Source organism: Celeribacter sp., from assembly GCF_048259695.1.
In the GTDB taxonomy this organism is placed as follows: domain Bacteria; phylum Pseudomonadota; class Alphaproteobacteria; order Rhodobacterales; family Rhodobacteraceae; genus Celeribacter.
Map to the genome: position 1 here is coordinate 163,314 of NZ_JBLXHL010000006.1, position 13,254 is coordinate 176,567.

10 protein-coding genes are annotated in these 13,254 nt (G+C 60.9%); 9 read left to right on the forward strand and 1 reads right to left on the reverse strand.

Features of this window, described 5'->3' with window-relative positions; genetic code table 11:
- Positions 1–91: 91 nt before the first annotated feature.
- The 9 genes from ACN0Q0_RS12725 (at position 92) to ACN0Q0_RS12765 (ending at position 12,598) form a co-directional block, all read left to right on the forward strand.
- Positions 92–676: an ANTAR domain-containing response regulator gene (locus ACN0Q0_RS12725; protein ID WP_417243774.1), complete on the forward strand. Its 585-nt coding sequence runs from the start codon at positions 92–94 to the stop codon at positions 674–676.
- The gene (locus ACN0Q0_RS12730) at positions 673–1,860 is read left to right on the forward strand and encodes a CmpA/NrtA family ABC transporter substrate-binding protein (protein ID WP_417243775.1); all 1,188 of its coding nucleotides are present in this window, start codon (positions 673–675) and stop codon (positions 1,858–1,860) included. The genes ACN0Q0_RS12725 and ACN0Q0_RS12730 overlap by 4 nt, the downstream gene beginning before the upstream one ends.
- Before the next feature lie 219 nt (positions 1,861–2,079).
- Entirely contained in the window at positions 2,080–3,447 is a 1,368-nt protein-coding gene (locus tag ACN0Q0_RS12735) for a CmpA/NrtA family ABC transporter substrate-binding protein (protein ID WP_417243776.1), read from the forward strand.
- A gap of 88 nt (positions 3,448–3,535) precedes the next feature.
- A complete protein-coding gene (locus tag ACN0Q0_RS12740) occupies positions 3,536–4,609 on the forward strand; it encodes an ABC transporter permease (protein ID WP_417243777.1) in 1,074 nt (357 codons plus the stop codon).
- 6 nt (positions 4,610–4,615) lie between these two features.
- Entirely contained in the window at positions 4,616–6,292 is a 1,677-nt protein-coding gene (locus ACN0Q0_RS12745) for an ABC transporter ATP-binding protein (protein WP_417243778.1), read from the forward strand.
- 3 nt (positions 6,293–6,295) lie between these two features.
- The gene (gene nirB / locus ACN0Q0_RS12750; RefSeq protein ID WP_417243779.1) at positions 6,296–8,722 is read left to right on the forward strand and encodes a nitrite reductase large subunit NirB; all 2,427 of its coding nucleotides are present in this window, start codon (positions 6,296–6,298) and stop codon (positions 8,720–8,722) included.
- Positions 8,719–9,054 (forward strand): nitrite reductase small subunit NirD, encoded by a 336-nt coding sequence (gene nirD / locus ACN0Q0_RS12755; protein ID WP_417243780.1) that lies wholly within the window; start codon positions 8,719–8,721, stop codon positions 9,052–9,054. The genes nirB and nirD overlap by 4 nt, the downstream gene beginning before the upstream one ends.
- Positions 9,051–11,630: a molybdopterin-dependent oxidoreductase gene (locus ACN0Q0_RS12760; RefSeq protein ID WP_417243781.1), complete on the forward strand. Its 2,580-nt coding sequence runs from the start codon at positions 9,051–9,053 to the stop codon at positions 11,628–11,630. The genes nirD and ACN0Q0_RS12760 overlap by 4 nt, the downstream gene beginning before the upstream one ends.
- A complete protein-coding gene (locus ACN0Q0_RS12765; protein WP_417243782.1) occupies positions 11,627–12,598 on the forward strand; it encodes a glycosyl transferase family protein in 972 nt (323 codons plus the stop codon). Before ACN0Q0_RS12760 ends, ACN0Q0_RS12765 begins: the two co-directional genes overlap by 4 nt.
- 87 nt (positions 12,599–12,685) lie before the next feature.
- Here ACN0Q0_RS12765 and ACN0Q0_RS12770 read toward each other — a convergent pair whose 3' ends face one another.
- Positions 12,686–13,228 (reverse strand): hypothetical protein, encoded by a 543-nt coding sequence (locus ACN0Q0_RS12770; RefSeq protein WP_417243783.1) that lies wholly within the window; start codon positions 13,226–13,228, stop codon positions 12,686–12,688.
- Positions 13,229–13,254 lie beyond the last annotated feature (26 nt).

The following is a 13,254-nucleotide window of genomic DNA, read 5'->3' on the forward strand; positions in this document are numbered from 1 at the left end:
GGACGCGCAAATGACGGGCAGCGGGCGCGGGCGCGGCGGCAAAGATGCGTTCTTTTGGGGCAATCGGGGCGACAGCGGTTAATCGTCAGGCGTGAGTAGAAGCTTGAACATATTGGTCGTCGAACCCGATGCGACACGTGCCCGCGCCATCAGCGATGCGTTGCAGGCGCACGGGTGGTCGGATGTGACGGTGATTGCCTCCACGGCGCAACTTGCACCGATCCTGACGCAACAGGATCCCGACCTGATCCTGATTGATCTGGCCAATCCGGACCGCGATACATTGGAACATCTCGGCCTGATGTCGGGGGCCAAATCGCGCCCCGTGGCGATGTTCGTCGATCACACCGACACGGCCATGACACAAGCCGCCCTTGCGGCGGGGGTCAGCGCCTATGTCGTCAACGGGTTGGACCCCGCGCGTGTGAAACCCGTGTTGGAAACGGCGATTGCGCGGTTTCAGGTGATCCAGAAAATGCAGGCCGAACTGGACGCCGCCAAACGGGCGCTAAGTGACCGAAAGATGATTGAGCGCGCCAAAGGGCTGTTGATGCGGGCGCGTGGCCTTTCCGAGGACGAGGCCTATAACCTGCTGCGCAAAACCGCCATGAGCCAAGGGCGCAAGCTCGGCGATGTCGCCGCCGCCCTTGTCACTGCTGCGGACCTGCTCGCATGAAAAACGTTTCTGTTACATGCGGTTATCTCCCGCTCGTCGACAGTGCGCCACTGATCATCGCCAAGGAACTCACCTTTGCCTCCGAGGAGGGGGTGGATCTGACGTTGGTGCAACAGCCCTCGTGGTCCGCTCTGCGTGACCGTCTCGCCTTTGGCCAGATCGACTTTGCCCATATGCTGTCGCCCATGCCGGTTGCCGCAACGCTCGGGTTGGGCGGGGCGCCCATGCCGATTGATACGCTTATGGTTTTATCCGTCAACGGTACGGTGATTGGCGTCTCCGATGCCCTTGCGCAATTGATGGCTGCGGGCGGGTGGCGCAACCGCTTTGACAGCCCGGAATCCACCAGTGCCGCCGTTCTTTCGGCGCAACCGCGACCTGTGCGGATCGGGGTGCCGTTCGCGTTTTCCATGCACCGTTTGTTGGTTGAATACTGGTTGAGCCAGGATCCCGGGTTCACGCCGGACAAGATTGATTTGGTGACGGTGCCGCCGCCGCAAATGGGGGCCGCTCTCGATGAGGGGCGCATTGATATGTTCTGTGTCGGCGAGCCGTGGGGCTCTGTTGCGGTGCAACAGTGCGGGGCCACGCTTGTTCTTCCCGGTGCCGCGATCTGGTCCTTTGCACCTGAAAAGGTACTCGGGGCGCATCACGATTGGGTTTCACAGCACCCCGAGACCTGTTGCGCGATGGTGCGGGCCGTCTATAAAGCCGCGCAGTGGCTCGAACAGCCGCACAACATTCCCCTGGCGGTCGAGATACTGGCCCAAAGCGCCCATCTCGATTTGCCCGATCAGGCGATCGAGCCCGCCCTGACGGGGCGGATGACGCTGCGGGTCGGGCAGGGGCCCGTTCCCGTTGACCGCTTCATGGCGTTTCATGACGGGGCCGCGAATTTCCCGTGGCAAAGTCAGGCGCGCTGGATTGCGCAGCACCTCAGCGGGGCGGGCAATACCGGCGCCGCTGCTGCCGCTGTCGCCGCGCAGTGTTTTCGCCCCGATCTCTACCGTGCGGCCTTGGCCCCTATGGGGGTTGATCTGCCGGAGGTGTCATCCAAGGTCGAGGGGGCCATGCGCCACGCCACACCCGTCGCCTCGACCAGAGGCGCGTTGATTCTGGGGCCTGATACTTTCTTTGATGGTGCAGTCTTCGACTTCGACAGCAAAACAGCGCCTAAAAAGTAGGCAGTGCTGCAATGCGGCGCGGTTTGTTGCGGATGCAGCATCCACGGGATTGCCAGTGCCACGTTCACGGGCAACACTCAACACAGGGCAACGATGCCCGACACGGTCAACAAGGGCGTTGACCAGAGAATTCAAGAGCAAAGCCGCTCGATTGTACACGCATCTCCTCCCGCGTGCAGCAATCGTGCGGCTTTTTTCGTATCGACAGGGACAAAATTTATGAACACTTTCAAATGGCTAATCACGTCCACCGCCCTCATCGCGTCACCGGCACTGGCCGGGATGTTGGACCTTGAAAAAGACGAGCTGACGTTCGGGTTTATCAAGTTGACCGACATGGCCCCGCTCGCCGTAGCCTATGAACAGGGCTATTTCGAGGACGAAGGTCTCTACGTCACGATCGAGGCACAGGCCAACTGGAAGGTGCTTTTGGACGGTGTAATCGACGGTCAGTTGGACGGGGCGCATATGCTTGCGGGTCAACCGATTGCCGCCACCATCGGGTATGGCACGCAGGCGCATATCATCACGCCGTTCTCGATGGACCTGAACGGCAACGCCATCACCGTGTCCAACGACATCTGGGAACAGATGAAGCCGAACGTGCCGCTGATGGACGATGGCCGCCCGCAACACCCGATCAGCGCCGCCGCCCTCGCCCCCGTGGTTGAAAGCTACAAAGACCAAGGCATCGCGTTCAACATGGGCATGGTGTTTCCGGTTTCCACCCATAATTACGAATTGCGCTACTGGCTTGCCGCAGGCGGTCTGAAACCGGGCTACTATTCCCCCGAGGACGTCAGCGGCCAGATCGGCGCGGATGTTTACCTCTCCGTGACTCCGCCGCCCCAGATGCCCTCGACCATGGAGGCGGGGACAATCTTTGGCTACTGCGTCGGTGAGCCGTGGAACCAACAGGCCGTGTTCAAGGGCATCGGCGTGCCGGTGATCACCGATTACGAGCTGTGGAAAAACAACCCCGAAAAAGTGTTCGGGATCACCGCCGAATTTGCCGAAACCAATCCCAACACCACGCTCGCCCTGACCAAGGCCCTGATCCGTGCCGCCATGTGGCTTGATGAAAACGACAATGCCAACCGTGCCGAGGCCGTCGAAATTCTGTCGCGGTCCGAATATGTCGGCGCCGATGCCGACGTCATTGCCAACTCGATGACGGGCACGTTCGAGTATGAAAAGGGCGATGTGCGCGCCGTTCCCGACTTCAACACCTTCTTTCGCCACAACGCGACCTATCCCTACTATTCGGACGCCATTTGGTACCTGACCCAGATGCGCCGTTGGGGTCAGATCGCCGAGCCGAAGACCGACGAATGGTTCTTTGACACTGCCCGCGACATCTATCGCCCCGACATCTACCTGAGCGCCGCCCGCTTGCTCGTGGACGACGGTTTGGCCGCCGAGGCCGATTTCCCATGGGACAGTGACGGGTTCAAAGCGCCGACACCGGCCGAGGACATCATCGACGGCATCGCCTACGACGGCCGCACGCCAAATGCCTACCTCGAGAGCCTGCCCATCGGCCTCAAAGGCACGCAAACCATCGTCGGCAACGAGATCAGGGACTGACCCGATCCGGCATGTGCCGTGCCGTGTCGCGGCGCATGTCACCACGACGATGTGACTTCCCATTTCCTGACCACTTGAGGCCTATATCATGACCGCAATCGACCCTGACACACTCACCGCCGAGGCCCGCCGCGCCCGCCGCTTTACGCGGATCAACAAAGCCGATGCTTGGTTCAAAGTGTTCGGTCTGGCGTGGGTGACCCCGATCCTCAAGGCCGCCGCGGGCGACAACCCGCGTGCGCAAGTCTCTGAAATATGGAAGCTATTGGGCGTTCCTGTTCTGGCCATCGCGATCTTTCTCGGCGCGTGGTCTGTGCTCGCCCCCACGGTGCAAACCTCGCTCGGCGCCATCCCCGGCCCTGCGCAGGTCTGGGAGCAAGCCGTCAACCTCAACGCCGACGCCGTGCGCGAACGCGCCAAAGAGGCCGCGTTCTACGACCGTCAGGATACCCGCAACGCCGCCCTGATTGCGGATGGACGCGCCGAGGACGTAAAAGACCGCGCTTATACCGGCAAGCCCACCTATTACGCGCAAATCTGGACCTCGATCAAAACCGTGTTCTTCGGCTTTTTGATTGCCTCCCTGATTGCCATTCCGCTTGGTATCTTTGCGGGTCTGTCGGCCACGGCGAATGCCGCCATCAACCCGCTGATCCAGATTTTCAAACCCGTCAGCCCGCTCGCATGGCTGCCCATCGTGACGATGGTCGTCTCGGCAGTGTCCGCAAGCAATGACGGGATGTTTTCCAAATCCTTTCTGGTCTCCGCCATCACCGTGACCCTGTGTTCGCTCTGGCCGACCCTGATCAATACCGCCCTTGGGGTCTCGGCCATCGACAAGGATCTCGTGAGCGTCTCGAAGGTGCTCAAAATGTCGACCTACGCCAAAATCACCAAGTTGGTGCTGCCCTCCGCCTTGCCGTTGATCTTTACCGGTTTGCGCCTGTCGCTTGGTGTCGGATGGATGGTTCTGATCGCCGCCGAGATGCTCGCGCAAAACCCCGGATTGGGCAAATTCGTCTGGGACGAGTTCCAGAACGGCTCCTCGCAATCGCTCGCAAAAATCATGGTCGCTGTCTTTACCATCGGGATCATCGGCTTCCTGCTCGACCGTGTGATGTTTGCGCTGCAATCCATGTTCACCTTTTCAGAGAACCGGTAAATCAACATGAGCATTCTGAGTTTTCAAAACGTATCCAAGGGCTTCGGCACAGGCACACACCGTGCCGAGGTTCTCGACAACATTAACCTCGACGTCGCAGAGGGTGAATTCGTCGCCATCCTCGGGTTCTCCGGCACAGGCAAATCCACGTTGATGAACCTGATCGCGGGTCTGGAGATGCCCGACACAGGCACGGTGACATTCAAAGGCGCGCCGGTCAAAGGGCCGGGGCCGGAGCGGGGGCTTGTGTTTCAAAGCTATTCACTGATGCCGTGGCTCACGGTGGGCGGCAATGTCGGTCTGGCCGTCGATGCGGTGTTCCCAAACTTGAGCAAGGTCGAACGGACGGCCAAGATCGACCACTATGTCAGTATGGTCGGCCTGTCACACGCCACCGCGCGGCGTCCCTCGGAGTTGTCGGGCGGGATGCGCCAACGGGTGTCGGTCGCCCGCGCGTTGGCGATGAACCCCGAGATGCTGTTGCTCGACGAGCCGCTCAGTGCGCTCGACGCGCTGACCCGCGCCAATCTGGCCGACGAAATTCTGGACATTTGGGAGCAGGATAAAAAGACCTGTATCCTGATCACCAACGATGTGGACGAGGCGATTTTGCTCGCCGACCGTATCGTTGTGTTGAACCCCGACGGCACGCTTGGCGCGCCGGTTCCGGTGACGATCCCCCGCCCGCGTGATCGTGGGGCGATGAATGATGATGCAACGTTCAAGGCGCTGCGTGCCGAGGTCACAAAGTACCTCATGGACGTTGGTATCGCGGCCAAAACCGAGGATACACGGCTGTTGCCGCAGGTGACGCCGATCCATTCCGTGCCCGCCGTGGTGGCCAATGCCCAAGAGGGCGGACTTGAGGAAAAATACCTCAATTTCTCACAGCTGCACAAAATCTATCCAACCCCGAAAGGCCCGCTTACGGTCGTTGAAAACTTTGATCTCAAAGTGAACAAAGGCGAGTTTATCAGCCTGATCGGCCATTCCGGTTGCGGAAAATCAACGGTGCTGACCATGGCCGCGGGTCTCAACCCGATTTCCAGGGGCGCTATTCGTCTGGACGGGTGGAACGTTGACGGGGCCGACCCCGAACGTGCCGTGGTGTTCCAGTCGCCCAACCTGTTCCCGTGGTTGACGGCCAAGGAAAACGTGGCCATCGGCGTCGACAAGGTCTACCCGCGTGCCTCGCAAGCCGAGCGTCAGGACGTGATTGAATACTACCTCGAGCGCGTGGGTCTGGCCGACAGTATGGACAAGCAGGCGGCGTCGATGTCCAACGGCATGAAACAGCGTGTCGGGATTGCGCGTGCCTTTGCGCTCTCGCCCAAACTGCTCTTGCTCGACGAGCCGTTCGGGATGCTCGACAGCCTCACCCGTTGGGAATTGCAAGAGGTGTTGATGGAGGTGTGGTCGCGCACCAAAGTCACCGCCATTTGCGTCACCCATGATGTGGACGAGGCCATTTTGCTGGCCGATCGCGTGGTGATGATGACCAACGGCCCGCAGGCCACCATCGGGAAAATCACCGATGTGAACCTGCCGCGCCCGCGCACCCGCAAGGCGTTGCTAGAGCATCCGGATTACTACAACTACCGCGCCGAAGTGCTTAATTTTCTTGAGGAATACGAGCATGGCGCAACGCCGAAGCCAAAACCCCAGACTATAGCAGCGGAGTAAGTCATGACACAGAAACTGATTGTTATCGGGGCGGGTATGGCCTCTGGTCGCGTGCTTGAGCACCTGTTGGAGGCCCATGCGGATTACGACATTACGCTGTATAATGCCGAGGCACGCGGGAACTATAACCGTATCATGTTGTCGCCTGTTCTGTCGGGTGAAAAAACCTATGAGGACATCGTGACCCATGACACCGATTGGTATGCGGCCAACGGCGTGACCTGTCATTTCGGCACCCATGTCACCGCGATTGATACAGCGGCAAAGACGGTGACGAGTCAACATGGCTGTGCGCCTTACGACAAGTTGTTGATCGCGACAGGCTCGGCCCCGTTCATCATTCCGGTACAGGGTAAGGATCTGCCGGGGGTGGTTACCTACCGCGATCTGGATGACACCAATGCTATGATTGCGGCCTCGGACGCCGGAGGAAAGGCGGTTGTGATCGGTGGCGGCCTGCTCGGTCTTGAGGCCGCCGCGGGGTTGGCCGAACGCGGCATGGAGGTGACCGTCTTGCACCTGATGGGGCATTTGATGGAGCGGCAACTGGACGAGGCGGCGGGTTATCTGTTGCGCTGTGATCTGGAGAAACGCGGGATTGATGTGAAATGCCGCGCGTCGACCAAGGCGATCCTTGGCAAGGACAGGGTCGAAGGTGTGCTGCTTGAGGGTGGCGAGGTTCTCGAGGCTGATCTGGTGGTGATGGCCGTCGGCATCCGCCCCGAAACCCGTCTTGCCACGGACGCGCATCTGACTGTTGCGCGCGGCATCGAGGTCAACGCCCAGATGGAAACATCCGATCCCGATATTGTGGCCGTTGGCGAATGTGTCGAATTGGACGGTCAATTGTTCGGTTTGGTGGCGCCGCTCTACGATCAGGCGAAAGTGGTCGCCAACACCCTGATGGGGAAACCGGATGTGTTTGTCCCGAAAGAGCTGTCGACCAAGCTCAAAGTGACGGGGTGTGATCTGTTTAGCGCGGGAGATTTCGCGCAGGGCGAAGGGCGCGAGGATATCGTGTTTCGCGATCCTGCGCGGGGTGTGTACCGCCGGTTGGTCATCGAGGCGGGCCAGATCATCGGGGCCGTCATGTATGGCGACACGACCGATAGCAATTGGTTCTTTGGCCTGATCCGCGACAAAACCGACATCACCGAGATGCGTGACACCCTGATCTTCGGGCCGGCCTTTCAGGGGGGCGGTGCTGCGGACCCGCTCTTGGCCGTTGCAGCCTTACCGCGTGATGCGGAAATCTGTGGCTGTAACGGCGTTTGCAAAGGACAGATCGAGGACGCGATTGCGGCAGGGGCCACCGACCTTGGTGCCGTGCGGTCGGTGACAAAGGCCTCGGCGTCCTGCGGCACCTGTACCGGTCTGGTCGAACAGGTTCTGGCCGTCACCTTGGGCGATGATTTTGTCATGCCCGCCGCCGCGTCCGTCTGTGCATGTACCGATATGACCCACGAAGATGTGCGGCGCATGATCAAAAGTCAGGAATTGAAATCCATGCCCGCCGTTTGGCAGGCCTGCGGGTGGAAAACCTCGTGCGGCTGTCACGTCTGTCGCCCTGCGCTCAATTTCTACTTGTTGGCCGATTGGCCGCTTGAGTACCAAGACGACCCGCAATCGCGGTTTGTCAACGAGCGCAAGCACGCCAACATCCAAAAGGACGGTACATTTTCGGTGGTACCGCGCATGTGGGGCGGGATTACCACCCCGAACGAGTTGCGCGCCATTGCCGATGCCGCCGACAAATTCATGGTCCCCACGGTCAAGGTCACCGGCGGTCAACGCATCGATTTGCTCGGCGTCAAGGGCGAGGATCTGCCCGCGATCTGGGCCGATCTCAACGCGGCGGGCATGGTGTCGGGGCACGCCTATTCCAAGGGGCTGCGCACCGTCAAAACCTGTGTCGGCACCGAACATTGCCGCTTTGGAACCCAAGACAGCACGGGTCTGGGGATCAAGCTTGAAAAGACGCTGTGGGGCTCGTGGACGCCGCATAAATTGAAACTCGGCGTGTCGGGCTGTCCGCGCAATTGCGCCGAGGCAACGTGCAAGGACATCGGCATTATCTGTGTTGATAGCGGCTATCAGATCAGCATCGGCGGGGCTGCGGGGATGGACCTGAAGGAAACCGAAGCCCTGATTCAGGTCGCCACCGAGGACGAGGCCATTGACGTGATCAAGGCCGTGACACAATGCTACCGCGAGAATGCGAAGTACCTTGATCGCATCTACAAATGGGTCGCCAAAGTGGGGTTGGATTGGGTCGTGGGCCAGATCACCGACCTTGAAAACCGCGCCGCACTGGCCGCCCGTTTCGAGCTGTCGCAATCGGTCTACCGCCATGATCCGTGGTCCGAACATGTCGCGAAATCAGAGGCTTATGAACCCCTTGCAACCCTACAGATGGAGGCCGCAGAATGACTGACTGGCTTGATATTTCCGCCCTTGATGCCATCCCGCGCCGTGGCGCACGGTTGGTGAAAACCGCCCATGGCTGTGTTGCGATTTTTCGCACGGCCACGGATCAGGTCTTTGCGCTCGACAACGCCTGTCCCCATAAAAACGGTCCCCTGGCGGATGGCATTGTGCATGGGGCCTCTGTGACGTGTCCGCTGCACAACTGGGTGATTTCATTGGAAACGGGCATGGTTCAGGGACCGGACGAGGGGCAGGTGGCAACCTATCCTGTCCGCGTTGAACAGGGGCGCATCCTGCTTGACGTTGAATTCCTGCGCCAGAGAGACGTGGCATGACGCCGACCAAAACCACCTGTCCCTATTGCGGTGTCGGATGTGGGGTTCTGGCCTTTGCGGATGGCACAATCAAGGGCGATCCCGATCACCCCGCCAATTTCGGGCGCCTGTGTTCCAAAGGCACGGCGCTTGGCCAGACCATCGATCTCGAGGGGCGCCTTTTGACGCCGCGTGTGGGCGGGGTGGACGCCGACTGGGACAGCGCCCTTGATCTGGTGGCCTCGAAATTCAGTGATGCGATCCGCGAGCATGGCCCCGATAGCGTGGCGTTCTACGTTTCGGGGCAATTGCTGACCGAGGACTATTATGTCGCCAACAAGCTGATGAAAGGGTTCATCGGCTCGGCAAATATCGACACAAATTCAAGGCTTTGCATGGCTTCCTCTGTGGCGGGACATAAACGCGCTTTCGGTGCGGACACGGTGCCGGGGAGCTATGAGGATTTGGAAGAGGCTGATCTGGTCGTCTTGGTCGGGTCGAATTTGGCATGGTGCCACCCGGTGTTGCACCAACGTATCTCCGCCGCCAAAGCCGCACGCCCGTCGATGAAAGTGGTCAATATCGACCCGCGCAAAACCGCCACGTCCGACCTTGCCGATCTGCATTTGCGGGTGCGCCCTGACGGCGATGTGGCGCTGTTCAACGGGTTGTTGTCGCATCTGGCCGCCAACGACGCGCTCGATCCCGATTACATCCGCGCCCATGTCGACGGGGCCGAGGCCGCGATTGCGGTGGCGCGGAACACCGATCTGACGGACACGGGGCTCTCGGCGGATGAGCTATCACAGTTTTACACCCTGTGGGCCTCCACGCCAAAGGTCGTCACCGTCTATTCCCAAGGGGTGAACCAGTCCGAAAGCGGCACAGACAAGGTGAATGCGATCCTCAATTGCCACCTTGCGACGGGGCGGATCGGACGGGCGGGCTGTGGGCCGTTTTCGGTCACGGGCCAACCCAACGCCATGGGCGGGCGCGAGGTCGGCGGCCTGTCCAATACGCTCGCCAACCACCTCGACATCGAGAACGCCGGTCACCGCGCCTGTGTTCAGGACTACTGGTCCAGTCCGACGATCTGCACCGCCGCAGGTCTCAAGGCTGTCGATCTGTTCCAAGCCTGCGCTGACGGGAAGATCAAGGCGCTCTGGATCATGTCCACCAACCCCGCCGTGAGCATGCCCGATGCCAACGCCGTGCGTGCGGCCATCGAAAACGTGCCGTTCGTGGCCGTTTCCGACATTATGGCGCGCACGGATACCGGCGATTTGGCAGATGTGCTTTTGCCCGCCACGGGGTGGGGCGAAAAGGACGGCACCGTCACCAATTCCGAGCGGCGCATCTCGCGGCAACGCGCGTTTTTGCCCGCGCCCGCACAGACCCGTCCCGATTGGAAAATCATCTGTGATGTGGCGGCCAGACTGGGGTGGGGCGCGCACTTCGACTTCGCCTCTCCCGCCGAGGTCTTTGCCGAATATGTCGGGTTGTCGATGGCGTCGCGGGGCTTTGGCTCCGACCTTGATCTCGGTATTTTCGCGGATGTCGATTATGCCGCAATGATCCCGACGCAGTGGCCGCATGACGGCAAACGCTTTTTTGCGAAAGGCGGGTTTTTCCATGCGGGCGGCAAGGCGCGGATGGTCGCGGTGACCCCGCCCACGGGCGCGTCACAGGCGGGATTGACGCTCAACACGGGGCGCAACCGTGATCAGTGGCACACCATGTCGCGCACGGGAAAATCGCCGCGTCTGGGGGCGCATCTGGCCGAACCCTATGCCGAGATGCACCCCACGGACGCCACAGCCATCGGCGTCACCGAGGGCGATCTGGTCACGGTGCAAAGCCCGTTCGGGACGGTTGTGTTGCGCGTTCTGATAACCGGACGTGCGACCGCGGGTCAGGTCTTTGCGCCGATGCACTGGACCAGACAACAGTGCGCCTCGGGCTCCATCAATGGCCTTGTCGCGCCGGTCGTGGATCCGGTCTCGGGGCAACCCGCGCTCAAGGCCGGTGCGATCACGGTGCGGCGGTTCGCGGCGGTGTGGTACGGCTACGGGGTCAGCCTGTCGCAGATGTCGCCGGTCGCAGAATACGCCGCGATCAGCCGCACCGCAGGAGGGTGGAAAGGCGAATTTGCGGGGGTGAAATCTCCCGAAAACTGGGAGTCACAGGCCCGGGCGATTTTGGCCCTGCCACAGGGCGATGCGTCGGTTGTCCATGACTCGCGGACCCAAGTGACACGCATTGCGATCCATGATAATTCCACATTAACGGGGCTGTTTTTCGCAGGCCCGCGGCCCGTGCAACTGGCCCGCACATTTGCGGCGTCGCTTGTCGGGACGCAGATTGCGCCCCTCACGGCTCTGGCGGGCCGGAGCGGGGCCGATCAGGTGGACACGGGCGCGATTGTTTGTGCCTGTATGAATGTAGGGATCAATACCGTGCGTGATGCAATTTCAAACGGGGCGACAACGGTCGAGGCCATCGGGACGGCGACCTGTGCGGGGACAAATTGTGGCGCGTGCAAACCCGAACTGTCGGCGTTGCTGACCTGCGCCGTGATGTCTGTGGCCGCGCAATGAGCCTCGCGCCCTATGTCCGGATCGTCGCGCAGGGCAAGGGCCGCGCGCGCAGCCTGACCCAGGACGAGGCAACGGCGGCGATGTCGCTTATCGTATCGGGCGAGGCCGCCCCCGAGGCAATCGGGGCGCTTTTGATGGTGCTGCGGCTGCGGGGCGAAACAGATGCCGAAATCGCGGGATTTACGGCGGCATTTCGTGCGGCGGCGCAGGCGAGCTTGCCGCCCGCCGATCTGGACTGGCCCTGTTATGCGGCGGGGCGGACACGCGGTGCGCCGCTGTTTTTGCTCGCGGCAAAACTGGTGGCCAATGCCGGATATCGCGTGTCGATGCACGGGTGGAATTCACATCAGGAGGGGGCTGCGGACCTCCGGACGGCGCTGTCCGGTCTGGAGCTTGAGGGGGGCGGGTTGCACTATGCGCCGCTTGAAACACTGATGCCCGCTGCCTTGTCCCTGTTGCGGCTGCGCGATACCTTCGGGTTGCGGTCCTGTATCAACACCGTGTTGCGGATGTGGAATCCTTCGGGGGCGCGGGCCTGTGTGCAAGGGGTGTTCCATCCCTCCTATCGCGGGCTGCAATCACGGGCGGCGCGGTTGCTCGGGGATCATACGCTGACCGTTATCAAGGGCGGCGGCGGCGAGTTCGAATGCCACCCCGCCAAGGATATTGCAATCTTCGGGTTGCGGGCGGGAGAGGAGCTTGATGCCGTTGCACCGGCATTGATCGCGAACACGCGCAAGCTGCATGATCCAGATTATCCCGTTGATATGAAACATCTTTGGTCCGGGTCCGGGTCCGTGACGGATGCGTTTGCGGTCGCAACCGTGGTTCAAACCACGGCACTGGCGCTATGGACGCTTGGCGCCGCGCCGGATTTGGCCGGGGCGGTGCGCATGGCCGATACCCTATGGCATGCGCGTCACACGCCGCACATGCCGTCGCCCGAGGGCCACGGGCAACGGGCGTGAAAAGGGGCATTGGGGTGCCAAAAACTGTGCCACTGTATGGGCGCCGTTTACGCGTAGCTCCCGTGAGATTGCGTTGCGGCGGCGACCCTATTGGGCAGGAAAAAACAGCGAGAAATCGCCACTGACCGCTTGGGCCGGTCCACGATCCTCGTCCTTTTTGTAGAGGGTCGCCCAATAGACCGGATCGCCCGAAAATGTAGCCTCGACCAGAACGCCCGCATCGGATCGCTCGTATTTGGTGAGGGTAATGACGGGATCTATGTCCTGATTTGCGGTTTCCCAACGGCCTGTGTCGCCTGCTTTTGTGATGTCGATGCTCGGCTCTTCAATGCGCAACGCGCCCTCGACACTCCAGACGTTGAAATACACGTGCAGCGTCAAATCGACGGCGTTACCGTCAAGCAGATAGCCGATGGCACTGATTTCATCGACAAAATCGATCGGTGTCGACGGTGTGGGTAACGCTATTGTGCTCCACCGCGATTGGGCGCGGTTGAACGTGGTCGACAGTGGCAAAACCGATTGGTCCCCGTCGATTGTGACGGTCATCGTGTCGGGGGCGGATTGGGCCGTGGCCAGCGTGGCGCACAGGGCGGCGGCGCCTGTGAGGGCGGTGTAAAAACGGATCATGGTAAGCTCCTACCTTTGGGGGGCGA

Bases quoted from the DNA above. Each gene is read 5' to 3' on its own strand.
- nirB (WP_417243779.1), top strand. From the start codon at position 6,296: ATGACACAGAAACTGATTGTTATCGGGGCGGGTATGGCCTCTGGTCGC.
- nirD (WP_417243780.1), top strand. From the start codon at position 8,719: ATGACTGACTGGCTTGATATTTCCGCCCTTGATGCCATCCCGCGCCGT.
- ACN0Q0_RS12745 (WP_417243778.1), top strand. From the start codon at position 4,616: ATGAGCATTCTGAGTTTTCAAAACGTATCCAAGGGCTTCGGCACAGGC.
- ACN0Q0_RS12730 (WP_417243775.1), top strand. From the start codon at position 673: ATGAAAAACGTTTCTGTTACATGCGGTTATCTCCCGCTCGTCGACAGT.
- ACN0Q0_RS12735 (WP_417243776.1), top strand. From the start codon at position 2,080: ATGAACACTTTCAAATGGCTAATCACGTCCACCGCCCTCATCGCGTCA.
- ACN0Q0_RS12765 (WP_417243782.1), top strand. From the start codon at position 11,627: ATGAGCCTCGCGCCCTATGTCCGGATCGTCGCGCAGGGCAAGGGCCGC.
- ACN0Q0_RS12770 (WP_417243783.1), bottom strand. From the start codon at position 13,228: ATGATCCGTTTTTACACCGCCCTCACAGGCGCCGCCGCCCTGTGCGCC.
- ACN0Q0_RS12760 (WP_417243781.1), top strand. From the start codon at position 9,051: ATGACGCCGACCAAAACCACCTGTCCCTATTGCGGTGTCGGATGTGGG.
- ACN0Q0_RS12740 (WP_417243777.1), top strand. From the start codon at position 3,536: ATGACCGCAATCGACCCTGACACACTCACCGCCGAGGCCCGCCGCGCC.